This window comes from Ciceribacter ferrooxidans, from assembly GCF_004137355.1.
Classification (GTDB): Bacteria; Pseudomonadota; Alphaproteobacteria; order Rhizobiales; family Rhizobiaceae; genus Allorhizobium; species Allorhizobium ferrooxidans.
In genome coordinates, this window is sequence record NZ_SDVB01000311.1 from 379255 (window position 1) to 395355 (window position 16101).

A 16101-nucleotide genomic window follows, 5' to 3' on the forward strand; every position below is an offset into this window, starting at 1 on the left:
AGATATGAATCTTCTTCTATTTCTAAGAGTCACTGACTATCAAGGATTAAAGCTCGTCCACGACAATACGGCTGATGCTGACGACGTCTGAAGTCCTAAGGACAAAAAAGCCCCGAGCACGACTGAAAAAGGCCGGAAGGTAAGATATATCATTTAATTTCAGTGTCTTGATGAAAATCGCATCATCAAATTGAATTGGACAAGCTGTGGACAACTCGGAACTCTTATCCTCATATTCCCGCAATCCACAGGGAGTGCCGTTCTTTCTCCTTCCAGAGGCAGATGTGGATAAAAGCGCACTTTTCCCCTTGCCTGGGAGCCTCGGCTGTCGCTACCTCTTTTCCTCCCTGGTTTTCAACAGACGAGCAAGAACAGCGTGGAGAACAGAAAAAACTTCTTCCATCTGCATCTGATTTCTGACTCGACAGGGGAGACTCTGATCTCAGCGGGAAGAGCCGCTGCCGCGCAATTCAATGCGAGCGTGGCGATCGAACACGTCTATCCGCTTATCCGTAATAAACGACAGCTGACATCGGTCTTGGAGACGATCGATCAGGAACCTGGAATTGTTCTTTACACAATCGTCGACCGCGAGCTTGCCGAAGTGCTGGAAGCGCGTTGCCGTGACATGGCGCTTCCGACGGTCAACGTGCTCGAACCCGTCATGGCTATCTTCCAGACGTATCTCGGTGCTCCGTCTCGCCGACGAGTCGGAGCGCAGCACGCTCTTACGGCCGAATATTTCGCCCGTATTGAAGCTCTTAATTTCACCATGGATCACGACGACGGCCAATTGCCTGGCGACTACGACGAGGCGGACGTCGTCCTTGTCGGCATCAGCCGTACCTCGAAAACGCCGACGAGCATCTACCTGGCCAATCGGGGCATCAAGACCGCCAACGTGCCTATCGTCTGCGGCGTGCCGTTGCCGGAGAGCCTACTTAGCGCCACAAAACCCCTTGTCGTCGGACTGATTGCTACGAGTGATCGGATTTCTCAAGTAAGGGGAAACCGCGAGCTCGGGACGACGACCGGCTTTGACCAGCGCGACTATATCGACCGTGCATCAATCGCCGAAGAGCTGAAATATGCGCGTCTGCTCTGTGCTCGTCATAACTGGCCGTTGATCGATGTCACCCGACGGTCGATTGAAGAGACTGCGGCGGCGATCGTTGCTTTGAAGGTGAAGCAGCGTTAGCCGAATCCGGCAAGCAAGGACGGGACGAGGAAATATGGCGATAGGATTGGTTCTCGCGTCGGCAAGCCCCTCGAGGCGAATGTTGATGAAGAATGCCGGCCTCGATTTCGAGGCGATCCCGGCGGAAATAGATGAACGCGAGATCGAACGCGGCAGCGGAGGCGTATGTCTCGGACCGGTGGAACTGGCCGCGGAGCTCGCTCGACAGAAGGCGCTCGACGTGAGTCGCCGTCTCCCGTCTGCGGTGGTGGTCGGCTGCGACCAGACGATGTCGCTTGGAGATCGCATATTTCACAAGCCTGCCGACATTGCCGAGGCGAGGACCAACCTGGTGCTCCTTAGAGGAAGAACCCATCGCTTGAACAGCGCGGTCACCCTTGCGCGCAACGGTGCGATTCTATGGAGTGACGTAGGCATAGCGGAACTCACGATGCGCGAATTCTCCGATGACTTCCTCGATCTCTATCTCGCCAGGATGGCTGAGGCGGTCCTGCGCAGCGTCGGAGCCTACCAGCTTGAAGGGGAGGGCATTCAGCTCTTCGAGAGAATGGAGGGAGACTATTTCACCATCTTGGGACTTCCTCTCCTGCCGCTGTTGGCACAACTCCGGGAACTGGGGGAGATCAATGCCTGATTCACGTGAAACAGGTCGCCACGCTTTTGTGGTCGGCTATCCGATCAAGCATTCCCGCTCGCCGATTATCCACGGCTATTGGCTCAGGCAGTTTGAAATTGAAGGGAGCTATCGCGCCGAAGAAGTCACCGAAGCGGACTTTCCGGTATTCCTTGGACGTTTGAGAGACGGTACCGCGGGTTACAGCGGCGGTAATGTCACCATACCGCATAAGGAAATGGCGGTGCGACTTGCCGATAGACCGGATGTCTTGAGCGAGGAACTTGGTGCCGCCAACACGTTGTGGGTAGAAGACGGGCTGGTATACTCGACGAATACCGACGGACTCGGTTTCCTTGCCAATCTCGACGAGCGAAGGCCGGGTTGGGATCGTTTTGAGAAAGCCGTCGTGCTCGGCGCCGGCGGTGCGAGCCGAGCGATCATCCAGGCCCTGAGAGATCGGGGTTTCGATGAGATCCACGTCGTCAATCGCACGGTGGAGCGTGCGGAGGAACTGGCGGATCGCTTCGGGAGAAAGGTCTTTGCTCATCCGATGGGAGCACTCGCCGAGGTCCTCACCGGCGCGGGATTGTTTGTCAATACGACCTCACTGGGGATGCACGGGATACCGGTTCCGGACTTTCCTCTGGAGCGGCTGAAGCCGGAGGCGACCGTGACCGACATCGTATATGTCCCGCTCGTAACGCCGCTTCTGCTGCAGGCGGAGCACCACGGATTGGCGACGGTGGACGGACTCGGCATGCTTCTACATCAGGCGGTGCCAGGTTTTGAAAAGTGGTTCGGACGCCGTCCGGAAGTCACGCCTGAGCTGCGGGCGCTTGTGATTGCCGACATGGAAACACATGCATGATTATTGTTGGACTGACTGGCTCGATTGGCATGGGCAAATCGACGACAGCAGCGCTCTTTGCGGAGCAGGGCATTCCCGTCAGCGATTCGGATCGGGTGGTCCACGATCTCTACCGTGGAGAAGCAGTGCCGCTGATTGCGGCTGCATTTCCGGATGTAATCGAAGGGGGAGTAATCGATAGGAACAAGCTCTCGGAGAATCTGGCGAAGAATCCGGCTAACTTTAAGACCCTTGAGGGGATCGTTCATCCGCTGGTGAGAAGCCGCGAGCGGGCGTTCCTGGACGGTGCGCGGGATTCTGGCGCCGACATAGCGGTGCTGGATATACCGCTTCTCTTCGAGACCGGTGCCCAGGATCGTGTCGACGTGGTCGTGGTCGTCAGTTGTGATCCGGAGCTACAGAAGGAGCGGGTCCTGAAGCGGCCGGGAATGACGGAGGAGAAATTCGACTTGATCCTGTCGCGACAGGTGCCCGATAAGGAAAAGCGTGCGCGTGCCGATTTTGTCGTCGACACGGGTCATGGCATCGAATCGGCGCGCAGTCAGGTGGATGAGATTATTTCAATCTTGCGACGCCAGTCGCCGACTGGAGGATAGTACATGCGGGAAATCGTCTTCGATACGGAAACGACGGGACTGGAGTCTAAGTTCGATCGGGTCATCGAAATCGGTGGGATCGAACTGCTGAACCATTTTCCGACCGGTCGCAGCTTCCACGTCTATATTAATCCCGGCGATCGCAAGGTGCATCCGGACGCGCTTGCCGTCCACGGCATCAGTGATGACTTTCTGAAAGACAAGCCGCGCTTCGCAGAGATCGTGGAGGAGCTCCTCGAGTTCTTCGAGGGCGCTCGCTGGATCGCCCACAACGCGAACTTCGACATCGGCTTCATAAATGCCGAATTCGAACGCCTGAATCGCTCGCCGGTGCCGTCCGATATGGTGATCGACACTCTGGCTCTGGCGCGCCGAAAACATCCCATGGGGCCGAATTCACTTGATGCGCTCTGCCGGCGTTACGGTGTCGATAACTCCCACCGTACAAAGCACGGGGCACTTCTCGATGCCGAGCTGTTGGCCGAAGTCTACGTCGAAATGCTTGGAGGTAGGCAGGCTGCCTTCGGTTTGGTGCAGGCAGAGGAGAAGAAGGCAATTGCGGAGGAAGAAGTCGAGATCGCCGACCATCTGCTCGTGCGGACGACAAAGCTCGCGCCGCGCCTTACCGTCGACGAAATTGAGTCTCACCGTTTGTTGATCGCGCGCCTGGGCGAAAAAGCAATCTGGTCCAGGTATCAGCCCTAGAGACGTCAGCCCCCGCTCATACAGAAAAGCCCGGCGAACCGGGCTTTCTCTTTCGGTACAACGGCGGTTAGTTCGTAGCCTGGACCTTCGCTCGGGCCTGTTCTTCGGCCACACGCTGCGCGAACATCTGCGCGAAATCGATAGGATCGATCATCAGCGGCGGGAAGCCACCGTTGCGCGTTGCATCGGCAATGATCTGGCGCGCGAAGGGGAAAAGCAACCGCGGGCACTCGATGAAGAGAACCGGCAGCATATGTTCCTGCGGGAATCCGGAAATGCGGAAGACGCCGCCATAAACCAGTTCGGCGGCGAACACGACCTTGTCGCCGTCCTTGGCCTCGGCGTTCAGCGAAAGCACGACATCGAAGTCGGACTCCGACAGCGGATTGGCGTTAACATTGACGTTGATGTTGATCGCGGGAGCCCTGTCGCGAGACTGCAGCGAGCGCGGAGCGCCGGGGTTCTCGAAAGAGAGATCCTTGATGTACTGAGCCAGAATATTAAGGGAGGGGCTCGCCGTTCCCGTGTTGTCATTGGCCATTGGGCGCTCCTCGCGGCTTTGGATTGTCGTGGCCATCTAACACTTCGGGCCCACGGTTACAACCCTTGCGGCCGGCCGAACCCGACGAGCTTATTGGTCGCCGTCCTTCTCCACATGCCACGGTGATCTGTTGTCCGGCTTACGACGAAAATCGGCTTCATGAAGATCGATGGTTCGTGACTGCGCTCTTTCCGAACCGTTGCCCTGCTCGGCGTAAAACCGCTGACGTGAGGAGAAGAAGACGGTTCGCGCACCAAGCCGCGACCATACGATATTTCGCAGGAACGGCAGCAGGAGCAGCAGGCCTATGATATCGGTCACGAAACCAGGAACAATCAGAAGTATGGCTGCAGCAGCGATCATCGCTTCGTGAGCGAGAGCCTCTCCCCCATCAGGCGCCGATTGGCTTTCTCGGCGCAGTTTCCGTACCATTCCTACGCCTTGAACGCGAAGCAGCATGAGCCCGGCGACCGCCGAGAGGATAATCAAGCCGAGTGTAACGGCGACGCCGACTGCCTTCCCGACCAGAATAAAACCAGTGATCTCGACGAGGGGGAGGAGTATGAATAACAGTGCCGTAATGTGCATGCGCAATTCTCCTCCGAACCTGTCGATGGCCCCTCGGCAAATGGTTCGGCATGAGGCGAGCCAAACATTGGCAACGCCATTTGAATGATGGCCGGATGCAGACTATATGGGGATGAAGATCGGAAAATAAACGTCACTGGCGGATGCGATGGGTTCGAACGACTTTGTAACGCTCTTTTTTCTCGTGGCCGCAGTGCTGATTTTTCTCCAGCTGCGCAGCGTTCTAGGTCGCAGGACCGGCAATGAGAAGCCACCCTTTGAACCCTACAGCCCCCGCGATGTCCAACAGGCACCGGGCGGCGACGATGGAAAGCTGGTGACATTGCCGCGCCGCGAGGACGCCGGCGATGACCGCTTTTCTGCGATTGATGCCTTTGCCAAACCCGGCACGTCGCTCAATTCATCACTTAGGGACTTGGTGGGCGTTGACCCTGGTTTCAACCCCAAGGAATTCCTGAACGGTGCGCGAATGGCTTACGAGATGATCGTCACCGCCTTTGCCGCCGGAGATCGCAAGACGTTGAAGAGCCTTCTCTCGCGGGAGGTCTATGAGGGTTTCGACAGTGCGATTTCCGAGCGGGAGTCGCGTGGAGAAACGATGAAGTCGACGTTCGTCGGCATCGAAAAGGCCGAAATAAAGCAGGTCGGCGTTAAGGACAACGAGGAACAGGTCACGGTTCGCGTGCTCTGCCAGCTCATAACGGCAACCTTTGACAGGGACGGAAAGCTCATCGACGGCGATCCCGAAGCGGTCGGGGAAGTCAATGACATCTGGACTTTTGCACGCGACGTCCGGTCGCGTGACCCGAACTGGAAGCTCGTCGCGACCGAATCGGAACAATGAGCGGGGAACTTGAAGGCTTCCGGCTTACACCAGTCTCGTTCAACGAGATCCCTCATTGGCGTGAGGACGATCCCTCGCCCCTGTTTGCAGGATTAAGGGCGTGCGGGCGATATATCCGGTCCGTGAGGCCTTACAGCACGGGCTCTCTGGGTCTCCGTTGTGACGATCTGATGCCGCTTGTCGAGAAAGCGGAAGAGGCGGAAAGTCAGGCCAGTGGATTCGCCCGTCGTTTCTTTGAAACGGAGTGTCAGCCTTTCCGGATTGACCGAAAGGACGGCAAACCGGGTCTTGTCACGGCGTTTTACGAACCCGAGGTAAGCGTCTCTTCGAAACCAAGTGATGAGTACCGGCACCCGTTCTATCGCCGTCCGTCCGATTTGATCGACATCGATCAAGAGAACCGACCGGCGGACATGGATCCTTCCTATCGCTTCGGATTGCTGCGGAACGGGACGATTTCGACCTATCCGGACCGTAGGGCGATCGATCGAGGTTACCTCGAAGGACAGAATCTCGAGATCGCCTGGGCGAAATCGAAGGTAGACGTTTTCTTCGCCCATATCCAAGGCGCCGCGCGTCTTCGCTATCCGGACGGAGAGACGAAGCGTATCACCTACGACGCCAAGGCAGGCCATCCTTTCTCGGCGATCGGCACGTTGCTCATCGAGCGTGGCGAGATCGAGCCGGAGAACATCTCAATGCAGTCGATCCGCAGCTGGCTGGCACAGCATCCCGACCAGACCGATGAAGTGTTATGGCATAACCGCTCCTACATATTCTTCCGAGGGGCGGATGTGGACGATCCGGTCCTCGGCCCGATCGCCGCAGCGAAAGTTCCGCTGATCGCCGGACGATCGCTGGCGGTTGATCGGCAGATCCATACCTTTGGTTTTCCTTTTTTTGTCCACTCGGAGACCCTGACGAGCATTGACCGCGGCAAGCCGTTCGCACGGCTGATGCTGGCCCTCGATACCGGCTCGGCCATTGTCGGCCCGGCGCGGGGTGACATCTTCACCGGCTCAGGTGATGAGGCCGGCGAACTGGCGGGAGCCGTTCGCAACGACGCCGACTTCTATATACTCATGCCGAAAGACGCAGCGGCGAGGTATGCCTAGTGGCGGGAAAGGGAAAGCTCAGCGCCGATGATCGGATTCTGTGGGGCAAGGTGGCCCGGACCACGCGACCTCTGCACGGCAGGCTCGAAGATTTGCTGGTTTTCGAGGAGGAGTTTGCCGAATCGGCGGAGTCGAGCCCGGGCGGAGTCGAGCAGCCGGAAAGCAGTGCAGCGCCGAAGACGACCGCAGGCGAGCGCGAAAAGAAGATTGCCAACCGTCATCACCCGCTGGAGAAGCCCGTCAAACGCAAACTGGCGCGAGGACATCTCGCTCTCGAAGCGCGTATTGATCTCCATGGGCTTGTCCAGAGCGAGGCGCACGCGATGCTTCTCGACTTCCTCGTGAGGGCGCATGAGCGCGGACTGCGGCATGTGCTTGTCATTACAGGCAAGGGGAGTTCACTTGGCAGCGACGGAGCGTTGAAGCGGGCCGCACCATTGTGGTTCTCTAAGCCGGAATTCCGCCGCCTGATCTCCTCGTATGAGGTGGCTGCGCGCCAGCACGGCGGTGAGGGGGCGTTGTATGTCCGCCTCTCCCGCGCGCGCGGGGATCATCCATGACACCTTTCGGACAGGCGCTGCGGATGCTTCGCGAGAGAAAAGGCGTTTCGCAGAAAGAGATGGCCGCCGCGATCGGCGTGTCACCGGCCTACCTGTCGGCGCTTGAACACGGAAAACGCGGCAGGCCGAATTTCGATCTTCTCCAACGCATCGCCGGCTATTTCAACATTATCTGGGACGAAGCCGAGGAACTCTTTCTTGTAGCGGGCATGTCCGATCCTCGCGTGGTGCTCGACACATCGGGCCTTCCTCCGCAGTATACTGCTCTCGCCAATGCGCTCGCTCACAGGATTCGCTCGCTTCCTCCGAACGTGATAAACGAGTTGAACAGCGTCCTAGAAAAAGCCAAATGACCTGTTTAACCCCCCGGTGGCATCCCTATCCACGGGATTTGGGGTCCCTTGCGTTTGGAACTTCTGTCAAACCACCTATAGTCGACGCGATTGTAGCCGCTGATTCGACGCGCTGCGGCTCCTTATGACTGACTGGAAAGATCGTTAAATGAGTGACACGCCGGTAACTGAGAACACTGCTTCCGCTGAATACGGGGCAGAGTCGATCAAGGTACTGAAAGGTCTGGATGCCGTGCGCAAGCGCCCGGGCATGTATATCGGCGACACCGATGACGGTTCAGGTCTGCATCACATGGTCTATGAAGTCGTAGACAACGCGATCGATGAGGCGTTGGCGGGCCACGCCGACATTGTCACCGTCACGCTGAACGCGGACGGTTCTGTCACAGTCACGGATAACGGTCGTGGAATTCCGACGGATATTCACCCGTCGGAAGGGGTGTCCGCGGCCGAAGTGATCATGACGCAGCTCCATGCCGGCGGTAAGTTCGATCAGAACTCGTACAAGGTCTCCGGCGGTCTTCACGGGGTCGGCGTCTCGGTGGTCAATGCCTTGTCAACCAAGCTGGTGCTCAAGATCCGCCGTGGCGGCAAGATTCACGAAATCAGCTTCACGCACGGTGTCGCCGATGCTCCGCTCCGGGTCAGCGGCGAGTACGAAGGTCGCTCGGGCACAGAGGTTACGTTCCTGCCGAGCCCGGAGACTTTCACCAACATAGAATTCGACTACGGAACTCTGGAACACCGGCTTCGCGAGTTGGCGTTTCTGAATTCCGGCGTTCATATCCTGCTGACCGACAAGCGAAAGTCCGATGTCCGCCAGGAAGAGATGAGTTACGACGGTGGCCTGGAAGCCTTCGTCCGCTATCTCGACCGCTCGAAGAAGCCGCTGGTGGAAAAACCGGTTGCCATCAAGGGTGAGAAGGACGGGATCACCGTCGAAGTCGCCATGTGGTGGAACGACAGCTATCACGAGAACGTCCTCTGCTTCACAAACAATATTCCGCAGCGGGATGGTGGTACGCACATGGCCGGCTTCCGCGGAGCGCTGACCCGCCAGATCGTCTCGTATGCCGACAGTTCCGGGATCATGAAGAAGGAGAAGGTGACGCTGACCGGCGATGATTGCCGCGAAGGATTGACCGCCGTTCTTTCGGTAAAGGTTCCGGATCCGAAGTTCTCCTCGCAGACTAAGGACAAGCTCGTCTCGTCGGAAGTTCGGCCAGTAGTTGAAAGCCTCGTCAACGAAGCCCTCAGCACGTGGCTCGAGGAGCATCCGGGTGATGCCAAGATCCTTGTCGGCAAGGTCGTCGAGGCGGCTGCGGCTCGGGAGGCCGCGCGCAAGGCGCGTGAATTGACCCGGCGTAAGGGCGCACTGGATATTGCATCGCTGCCGGGCAAACTTGCCGATTGTTCGGAGCGTGATCCGTCCAAGTCCGAACTCTTCCTTGTCGAGGGCGACTCCGCTGGCGGATCGGCAAAACAGGGACGCTCCCGCGAGACACAGGCCATCCTGCCATTGCGGGGCAAGATCCTGAACGTCGAGCGTGCGCGTTTCGACAAGATGCTGTCGAGCCAGGAAATCGGAACGTTGATCACGGCGCTCGGTACGTCGATCGGCAAGGATGAGTTCAACGCAGACAAGTTGCGTTACCACAAGATCATCATCATGACCGATGCTGACGTCGACGGCGCCCACATCCGCACCCTTCTGCTGACTTTCTTCTTCCGCCAGATGCCGGAACTGATCGAGCGGGGCCATCTCTACATAGCCCAGCCACCGCTCTATAAGGTGACCCGTGGCAAGTCGGTCCAGTACCTGAAGGATGAGAAGGCACTCGAGGATTATCTCATCACGATGGGTCTGGAAGATGCGCGGCTGACACTCGGCAACGGTGAGGTGCGCGCAGCTTCCGATCTTCGCGAAGTCATCCAGGACGCTCTCCGGCTGCGGTCCCTGATCGACGGTCTGCATTCCCGCTATAACCGCAACGTAATTGAACAGGCGGCAATCGCAGGGGCGCTTAATCCGGAACTGACGGGGAACCGTGAACGTGCGGAGCAGACTGCGGCTGAGGTTGCGCGTCGGCTCGACTTGATTGCTGAGGAGACGGAGCGTGGCTGGACTGGGCATGTGACCGATGAAGGCGGACTGCGCTTCGAGCGCATGGTCCGCGGGGTCAAGGAAGTCGCTTTCGTCGATGTAGCCCTGATCGGTTCCGCGGACGCGCGCCACATCGATCAGATGTCCACCAGACTGAGGGAAGTCTATGGCGTTCCGCCAGCACTCTCCAAAAAGGATGGACAGCAGGAGATGTCGGGTCCTCGAGCCTTGCTGGACTCCATCTTTGCCGCCGGCCGAAAAGGCCTGTCCATGCAACGCTACAAAGGCCTCGGTGAGATGAACGCCGAACAGCTCTGGGAGACGACGCTCGATCCGAACGTCCGGTCACTGCTCCAGGTGAAGGTCACCGACGCGACCGATGCCGACGGCCTGTTCTCGCGCCTGATGGGCGACGAGGTCGAGCCCCGGCGCGAGTTTATCCAGGACAATGCGTTGAGCGTCGCCAATCTCGACATCTGACGAGAACGTGAATCATCTGTTAACGATGATTCACGTGAAACAATGCCGGCCTCAGGTGGAGCGAAACAACCCTTCGAAGGCGACGGCGCTGAGCGGCTTGCGGTTGCTCGGGATTTCCCGTGCTTGCAGGTGTTCCGGCAGCAGACTTTTGTCGGCGAGCTTGCCGATCGCGACGGCCGCCTCCGCTCGGTAACCTTGCGGAACGTTGAGAACCTCAATCGCCTTGTCGAAGTCGACTCCGCCCATACCGTGCGCGTAATAGCCGGAGTAAACGGCCTGCATCGCCAGCATTGCCCAAGATGCGCCGGCATCAAAGCTGTGGCTTCGGAAAGGTTTTGGCTCGGAGCCGTCATCCTTGCGGCTCAGCATGTCGGAAAAGATGATGACCAGAGCCGAAGCGGTCTTCGCCCAGACTTGATTGGATTCGGCGAGAACAGAGAGAATCCTGTCGAAATCACCGGTGTCTCTCAGTGCGTAAACAAACCGCCACGGCTGATAGTTCGAAGCAGACGGTGCCCAGTGGGCAGCCTCGAGCATGGTCAGGAGTGTTTCCTTCGGCATCGGCTCGCCTGAAAAGCTGCGCGGCGACCAGCGGTCGAGGAACACGGGATTGATGTTGAAATCGGATTGCCTGTGGTTGCTGCTTGTCATGGAGTGTTCTCGTTCCGATCGAGTTGGTGGAGAGGGATGACAGTTTTCGATATTTGGGCGCCGTTCGCCTGCGTGCAAGCAATAAGGCGTTCATCGAGCGGCCTTAATGCTGCCCCGCAACGATGGTCTTTTTTGCGCAGCAACAAATTCGTTACTTGTTTGATGAACTCTGGTAATTCTCGTATATCAGCCGGCGGCACATCCGGCGTTCGATGATAACCGAAAGGCAAGAGCGCTCATGTTCTACCAGCTCTATGAATTGAACCACGCAGCGATGGCCCCGTTCCGCGCAACGGCCGACGCAATGCGTCTTGCCTACAGGAACCCGCTCAATCCTTTGGCACACACAGTCGTCGGACGAACACTTGCGGCCGGCTTCGAGGTCTTTGAGCGCGTCACACGACGTTACGGCAAACCCGAGTTCGATTTACCGTTTACGCAGATCGGTGGTCGACCGGTCGCGGTACAGGAGCAAATCGTCTGGAGCAGACCGTTCTGCAATCTCATCCATTTCGATCGCCAGTTGCCGGCGGGTCATTCCGATCCCAAGATCGTTCTCGTTGCGCCGATGTCCGGACACTATGCCACGCTTCTGCGCGGGACGGTAGAGGCGCTCCTTCCGGGTGCAGACGTCTATATTACAGATTGGATCGACGCGCGCATGGTCCCGGTCACCGACGGAGCCTTCGATCTCGACGACTATATCGACTACGTGATCGACATTCTGCACTACCTCGGGCCCGACACCCACGTTGTTGCGGTGTGCCAACCCTCAGTTCCCGTTCTGGCCGCAGTCGCGGTGATGGAGGCGAACGGCGATCCCCTTGCTCCGGCTACCATGACGCTCATGGGTGGCCCCATCGACACGCGGATCAATCCGACCGGGGTCAACGAATTGGCACAGAACAGGCCACTCGAGTGGTTCAGGGACAATGTCATCATGAATGTCCCGTGGCCGCAGCCGGGTTTCATGCGTGCCGTCTATCCGGGTTTCCTGCAGCTTTCGGGTTTCATGTCGATGAATCTGGACAGGCATATGATCGCCCACAAGGACTTCTTCGTGAACCTGGTCAAGAATGACGGCGACTCGGCCGAGAAGCACCGGGACTTCTACGACGAGTATCTGGCGGTCATGGACCTGACGGCCGAATTCTATCTGCAAACCGTGGAGACCGTCTTCATTCGGCACGCCTTGCCGAAAGGGGAGATGACGCATCGTGGGAAGCCGGTAAACACAACTGCTATCCGCAATGTGGCGCTCCTTACCGTCGAGGGGGAGAACGACGACATATCCGGCGTCGGCCAGACGCGGGCAGCCCAATCACTTTGCCCCAACATTCCCGAGGCGAAGCGGATGCACTATCTTCAGCCGGACGTTGGTCACTACGGCGTGTTCAACGGCTCCAGGTTCCGCAAGGAGATCGCGCCGCGGATCCTCGCCTTCGCGAGGAACCACGCGCAGGGAAAGAAGCGATCCGTCGTCAAGGAAGTGATCAGGGGCGGACGTTCGGCCTAGTCGAGAATTGCGCTAGGGGTTTCATACCCTTAACAGGAGGCCGGGTTGTCCGACCTTGAAGCGGGTTTGGGCTCTTCCCACATCGTTTTCATTCGGACGGCATGATGCTCCCGAAGAAAACGAGGATCATTGATGATGAACCAGTCAGCATTGCTGCGTCCGGATTGGACGCCTGCAACCGTTGCACTCATGGTGCTCGGCTTCATAGTGTTCTGGCCACTGGGCTTGGCCATGCTCGCCTACATCCTGTTCGGCGACCGGTTTCGAAGCTTCAAACGCGAAGCCAATACCGCGGCCGAGGGTATGTTCGACCGCTGCCGGCATGGGCGTTATCGCGGGCCGCACTTTTCGACCGGCAACGTCGCCTTCGACGATTGGCGAAAAGCAGAACTTGATCGGCTGGAGGCTGAACGTCGCAAGCTCGACGAAATGCGAGAAGAATTCGATGCCTATCTGCGGGAACTGAGACGGGCAAAGGATCAGGAGGAGTTCAACCGTTTCATGAGGGATCGTGAAGCGGCGAAGCGTTCCGGCGAGGCGCCTGTTCAACCCACTACGTGAACGTCTCGTGGATTACCGATCGAGGCCGGCGTCCGCGGATGCCGGTTTCTTCGCGTACCGACGGCGAATCGGGTACAAACACGATCTATGTTTCAGCTCCTGAAGAAATCGACGCGACCGAAGGCGGTGCCGCAGCAGCGGGTGCTGCAGGTCAACGGTCGAGAGATGCCGCTGACGATCCGGCAGAATCCACGTGCCACAAGAATTACCCTGAGGATCGAGCCAGGCGGTCGAGCCTTGAAGATGACGGTGCCACACGGCTTGCGTCATTGGGAAGTTGATGAGTTCCTTGAACGTCACCAGGGATGGCTGATGACGCGCTTGGCGCGTTATGGTTCCGAAATCAGGCTGCGACATGACGGCGAGATAGCCGTCCGGGGTGTGCCGCACCGGATCGTGCACACGGGACTTCTGCGCGGAATCACAGAAACGGCCGTCGTCGACGGTTGCTCCGTTCTCCGGGTGAGCGGCATGGAAGAGCATGTCGGCCGCCGCATTGCAGCCTTTCTGAAAAAGGAAGCGCGGCGGGATATGGAGAAGCTCGTGGCCGCCCATGCCGCTCGTATCGGACGGCCGGTACGCTCGCTGACGATGAAAGATACCCGCAGCCGTTGGGGCTCGTGTTCGTGGGATGGCAATCTGAGCTTCTCCTGGCGAATCGTCATGGCTCCACCGCAGGTCATCGACTATCTTGCGGCTCACGAAGTCGCCCACCTACGGGAGATGAATCATAGTGCCGCCTTCTGGGCTCTGTGCGGTGAGCTGTGCCCCGCGATGGATGAGGCAAAGGCTTGGCTGAAGCGGCATGGCTCGCAGCTGCATGCCGTCGACTTTAGCTAGTGCAGGCAAAGGCGGCCGGCTATTGTCGCAATTTGGCTCGACTCTTTTGCGTTTTCGTGCGACTTCGCTGCCATGATGCCGGATATCAAAATCTGCGGATTGAAAACCTCGGAGGCGGTCGACCGCGCGGTTGAACGCGGCGCGACGCATGTCGGCTTCATTTTCTTCGAAAAGAGTCCGCGAAACATCGAGCCGGACATCGCGGGCACGCTGGCGGATCGGGTCCGCGGGCGCGCCAAGATCGTCGCGGTGACCGTTGACGCCGATACCGACGAGCTCGATGAAATTGTGGATCTGCTGAAGCCAGATATCCTTCAGCTGCACGGGAAAGAAAGCCCGGAACGTCTTCTCATGTTGAAGGCGCTCTACGGGCTGCCGATCATCAAGGCATTTTCGATCCGGGAACCCGAAGATCTGAAAAGAATCGAACCATATATCGGTATAGCCGATCGTTTTCTCTTCGATGCGAAACCGCCAAGCGACTCGGAATTGCCTGGAGGAAACGGGATTCCTTTCGACTGGCGCGTGCTGCGCACGCTTGACGGCAGTATCGATTACATGCTTTCCGGCGGCCTCAACAAGGATAATATTGCGGCGGCCCTACGCGAGACGGGCGCCCACGGTATCGATGTCTCTTCCGGCGTTGAGAGCGCACCGGGCGTGAAGGATGTAGCCATGATCGACGAGTTTTTTGCGGCAGTGAAACGCGCCTCTGCGCTCGAGCCGGTTTCAGGGAGCACGAAGTGAACCAGACAGTATCACCGAATTCCTATCGCGAAGGTCCGGACGAGGACGGACGTTTCGGGATTTACGGCGGCCGCTTTGTCGCCGAGACGCTGATGCCGCTGATCCTGGATCTGCAAGCCGAGTGGGAAAAGGCAAAAACCGACACTGAGTTTCAGGCCGAGCTGGCCGGGCTTGGCGCTCACTATATCGGACGACCGAGCCCGCTTTATTTTGCGGAACGGCTGACCGAGCACCTAGGCGGCGCCAGGATCTACTTCAAGCGCGAGGAACTCAATCATACCGGCTCGCACAAGATCAACAACTGCATCGGCCAGATCCTCCTTGCCAAACGCATGGGCAAGAAGCGCATCATCGCCGAAACCGGCGCCGGCCAACATGGCGTCGCCTCGGCTACCGTCGCCGCGCGGTTCGGCTTCCCCTGCGTGGTCTATATGGGCGCGACCGACGTTGAACGCCAAGCGCCGAATGTCTTCCGCATGAAGCTGCTCGGCGCCGAAGTGAAGCCGGTGACCTCGGGGCATGGTACGCTCAAGGACGCGATGAACGAAGCGCTTCGGGACTGGGTCACGAACGTCGAGGACACCTATTACCTGATCGGTACCGCGGCAGGTCCGCACCCCTATCCCGAGATGGTTCGGGACTTCCAGTCGGTGATCGGCAAGGAAGCGCGCGAGCAAATTCTGGAAGCAGAGGGCAAGCTTCCCGATCTCGTCATTGCTGCCGTCGGGGGTGGGTCGAACGCGATTGGCATCTTCCATCCGTTCCTCGATGATCCTGATGTCAAGATCGTCGGGGTCGAGGCAGGCGGAAAGGGGCTTTCCGGTGACGAACATTGTGCGTCGATCACCGCGGGTTCCCCGGGCGTCCTGCACGGAAATCGCACTTATCTTCTGCAGGATGCCGACGGCCAGATCAAGGAAGGGCACTCCATTTCCGCAGGTCTCGACTATCCGGGCATCGGGCCGGAACACGCCTGGCTCAACGACACCGGTCGCGCCGAGTATGTTCCGATCATGGATGGAGAGGCACTCGAAGCCTTCCAGCTGCTGACGAAGCTCGAGGGGATCATTCCGGCCCTTGAGCCGTCGCACGCCGTTGCCGAGGTCATCAAGCGGGCGCCGAAGATGCGCAAGGATCAGGTGATCCTGCTCAACCTCTCCGGTCGCGGAGACAAGGATATCTTCACCGTCGGCAAGATCCTCGGCATGGAGCTCTGAA

At 58.4% G+C, this 16101-nt stretch carries 18 protein-coding genes; 15 read left to right on the top strand and 3 right to left on the bottom strand.

The window, feature by feature from the left end; translation table 11 throughout:
• Window positions 1–376 precede the first annotated feature (376 nt).
• Genes EUU22_RS21900 through dnaQ form a run of 5 tightly spaced genes read left to right on the top strand, consistent with a single transcriptional unit; the run spans window position 377 to window position 3983 of the window.
• Window positions 377–1198, top strand: a complete 822-nt coding sequence (locus tag EUU22_RS21900) for a pyruvate, water dikinase regulatory protein (protein WP_129334079.1) — start codon at window positions 377–379, stop codon at window positions 1196–1198.
• 34 nt (window positions 1199–1232) lie between these two features.
• Window positions 1233–1832 (top strand): Maf-like protein, encoded by a 600-nt coding sequence (locus tag EUU22_RS21905; RefSeq protein WP_129334080.1) that lies wholly within the window; start codon window positions 1233–1235, stop codon window positions 1830–1832.
• Window positions 1825–2682 (top strand): shikimate dehydrogenase, encoded by an 858-nt coding sequence (locus EUU22_RS21910; protein WP_129334081.1) that lies wholly within the window; start codon window positions 1825–1827, stop codon window positions 2680–2682. The genes EUU22_RS21905 and EUU22_RS21910 overlap by 8 nt, the downstream gene beginning before the upstream one ends.
• Window positions 2679–3278, top strand: a complete 600-nt coding sequence (coaE, locus tag EUU22_RS21915; protein ID WP_129334082.1) for a dephospho-CoA kinase — start codon at window positions 2679–2681, stop codon at window positions 3276–3278. The genes EUU22_RS21910 and coaE overlap by 4 nt, the downstream gene beginning before the upstream one ends.
• Before the next feature lie 3 nt (window positions 3279–3281).
• Window positions 3282–3983, top strand: coding sequence for a DNA polymerase III subunit epsilon (gene dnaQ / locus EUU22_RS21920; protein WP_129334083.1), 702 nt, complete (start codon window positions 3282–3284; stop codon window positions 3981–3983).
• Window positions 3984–4050: 67 nt separating this feature from the next.
• On the opposite strand, the gene secB is transcribed toward dnaQ, so the two are convergent.
• Window positions 4051–4524 (bottom strand): protein-export chaperone SecB, encoded by a 474-nt coding sequence (gene secB / locus EUU22_RS21925; RefSeq protein WP_129334084.1) that lies wholly within the window; start codon window positions 4522–4524, stop codon window positions 4051–4053.
• Window positions 4525–4614: 90 nt separating this feature from the next.
• Window positions 4615–5112 (bottom strand): FxsA family protein, encoded by a 498-nt coding sequence (locus EUU22_RS21930; RefSeq protein ID WP_129334085.1) that lies wholly within the window; start codon window positions 5110–5112, stop codon window positions 4615–4617.
• Between the two features lie 148 nt (window positions 5113–5260).
• Here EUU22_RS21930 and EUU22_RS21935 point away from each other — a divergent pair, with 148 nt between their 5' ends.
• From EUU22_RS21935 to gyrB, 5 genes are all read left to right on the top strand, one after another.
• Complete coding sequence (locus EUU22_RS21935; protein WP_129334086.1) at window positions 5261–5956, top strand: Tim44/TimA family putative adaptor protein; 696 nt, start codon at window positions 5261–5263, stop codon at window positions 5954–5956.
• Entirely contained in the window at window positions 5953–7071 is a 1119-nt protein-coding gene (gene mltA / locus EUU22_RS21940; RefSeq protein WP_129334087.1) for a murein transglycosylase A, read from the top strand. Before EUU22_RS21935 ends, mltA begins: the two co-directional genes overlap by 4 nt.
• A complete protein-coding gene (locus EUU22_RS21945; protein WP_129334088.1) occupies window positions 7071–7631 on the top strand; it encodes a Smr/MutS family protein in 561 nt (186 codons plus the stop codon). The genes mltA and EUU22_RS21945 overlap by 1 nt, the downstream gene beginning before the upstream one ends.
• Window positions 7628–7984, top strand: coding sequence for a helix-turn-helix domain-containing protein (locus tag EUU22_RS21950; RefSeq protein ID WP_129334089.1), 357 nt, complete (start codon window positions 7628–7630; stop codon window positions 7982–7984). Before EUU22_RS21945 ends, EUU22_RS21950 begins: the two co-directional genes overlap by 4 nt.
• Before the next feature lie 148 nt (window positions 7985–8132).
• Entirely contained in the window at window positions 8133–10568 is a 2436-nt protein-coding gene (gyrB, locus tag EUU22_RS21955) for a DNA topoisomerase (ATP-hydrolyzing) subunit B (RefSeq protein ID WP_129334090.1), read from the top strand.
• A gap of 51 nt (window positions 10569–10619) precedes the next feature.
• Here the strand turns inward: gyrB and EUU22_RS21960 are convergent, their stop codons facing one another.
• Window positions 10620–11219 carry a nitroreductase family protein gene (locus tag EUU22_RS21960; protein WP_129334160.1) on the bottom strand — a complete coding sequence of 200 codons (600 nt, stop codon included), beginning with the start codon at window positions 11217–11219 and terminating at the stop codon, window positions 10620–10622.
• Between the two features lie 238 nt (window positions 11220–11457).
• Between EUU22_RS21960 and EUU22_RS21965 the strand changes: the two genes are divergently transcribed.
• From EUU22_RS21965 to trpB, 5 genes are all read left to right on the top strand, one after another.
• Entirely contained in the window at window positions 11458–12735 is a 1278-nt protein-coding gene (locus EUU22_RS21965) for a polyhydroxyalkanoate depolymerase (RefSeq protein WP_129334091.1), read from the top strand.
• A gap of 135 nt (window positions 12736–12870) precedes the next feature.
• Window positions 12871–13296, top strand: a complete 426-nt coding sequence (locus tag EUU22_RS21970) for a DUF2852 domain-containing protein (RefSeq protein ID WP_129334092.1) — start codon at window positions 12871–12873, stop codon at window positions 13294–13296.
• A gap of 87 nt (window positions 13297–13383) precedes the next feature.
• A complete protein-coding gene (locus tag EUU22_RS21975) occupies window positions 13384–14136 on the top strand; it encodes a M48 family metallopeptidase (protein WP_129334093.1) in 753 nt (250 codons plus the stop codon).
• A 72-nt stretch (window positions 14137–14208) separates the two neighbouring features.
• Complete coding sequence (locus EUU22_RS21980) at window positions 14209–14883, top strand: phosphoribosylanthranilate isomerase (RefSeq protein WP_129334094.1); 675 nt, start codon at window positions 14209–14211, stop codon at window positions 14881–14883.
• A complete protein-coding gene (gene trpB, locus EUU22_RS21985; protein WP_129334095.1) occupies window positions 14880–16100 on the top strand; it encodes a tryptophan synthase subunit beta in 1221 nt (406 codons plus the stop codon). Before EUU22_RS21980 ends, trpB begins: the two co-directional genes overlap by 4 nt.
• Window position 16101: the final 1 nt, after the last annotated feature.

Bases quoted from the DNA above. Each gene is read 5' to 3' on its own strand.
- EUU22_RS21930 (WP_129334085.1), bottom strand. From the start codon at position 5,112: ATGCACATTACGGCACTGTTATTCATACTCCTCCCCCTCGTCGAGATC.
- EUU22_RS21910 (WP_129334081.1), top strand. From the start codon at position 1,825: ATGCCTGATTCACGTGAAACAGGTCGCCACGCTTTTGTGGTCGGCTAT.
- EUU22_RS21960 (WP_129334160.1), bottom strand. From the start codon at position 11,219: ATGACAAGCAGCAACCACAGGCAATCCGATTTCAACATCAATCCCGTG.
- EUU22_RS21965 (WP_129334091.1), top strand. From the start codon at position 11,458: ATGTTCTACCAGCTCTATGAATTGAACCACGCAGCGATGGCCCCGTTC.
- secB (WP_129334084.1), bottom strand. From the start codon at position 4,524: ATGGCCAATGACAACACGGGAACGGCGAGCCCCTCCCTTAATATTCTG.
- coaE (WP_129334082.1), top strand. From the start codon at position 2,679: ATGATTATTGTTGGACTGACTGGCTCGATTGGCATGGGCAAATCGACG.
- EUU22_RS21970 (WP_129334092.1), top strand. From the start codon at position 12,871: ATGAACCAGTCAGCATTGCTGCGTCCGGATTGGACGCCTGCAACCGTT.
- EUU22_RS21950 (WP_129334089.1), top strand. From the start codon at position 7,628: ATGACACCTTTCGGACAGGCGCTGCGGATGCTTCGCGAGAGAAAAGGC.
- EUU22_RS21980 (WP_129334094.1), top strand. From the start codon at position 14,209: ATGATGCCGGATATCAAAATCTGCGGATTGAAAACCTCGGAGGCGGTC.
- EUU22_RS21975 (WP_129334093.1), top strand. From the start codon at position 13,384: ATGTTTCAGCTCCTGAAGAAATCGACGCGACCGAAGGCGGTGCCGCAG.
- EUU22_RS21905 (WP_129334080.1), top strand. From the start codon at position 1,233: ATGGCGATAGGATTGGTTCTCGCGTCGGCAAGCCCCTCGAGGCGAATG.
- EUU22_RS21935 (WP_129334086.1), top strand. From the start codon at position 5,261: ATGGGTTCGAACGACTTTGTAACGCTCTTTTTTCTCGTGGCCGCAGTG.
- gyrB (WP_129334090.1), top strand. From the start codon at position 8,133: ATGAGTGACACGCCGGTAACTGAGAACACTGCTTCCGCTGAATACGGG.
- mltA (WP_129334087.1), top strand. From the start codon at position 5,953: ATGAGCGGGGAACTTGAAGGCTTCCGGCTTACACCAGTCTCGTTCAAC.
- dnaQ (WP_129334083.1), top strand. From the start codon at position 3,282: ATGCGGGAAATCGTCTTCGATACGGAAACGACGGGACTGGAGTCTAAG.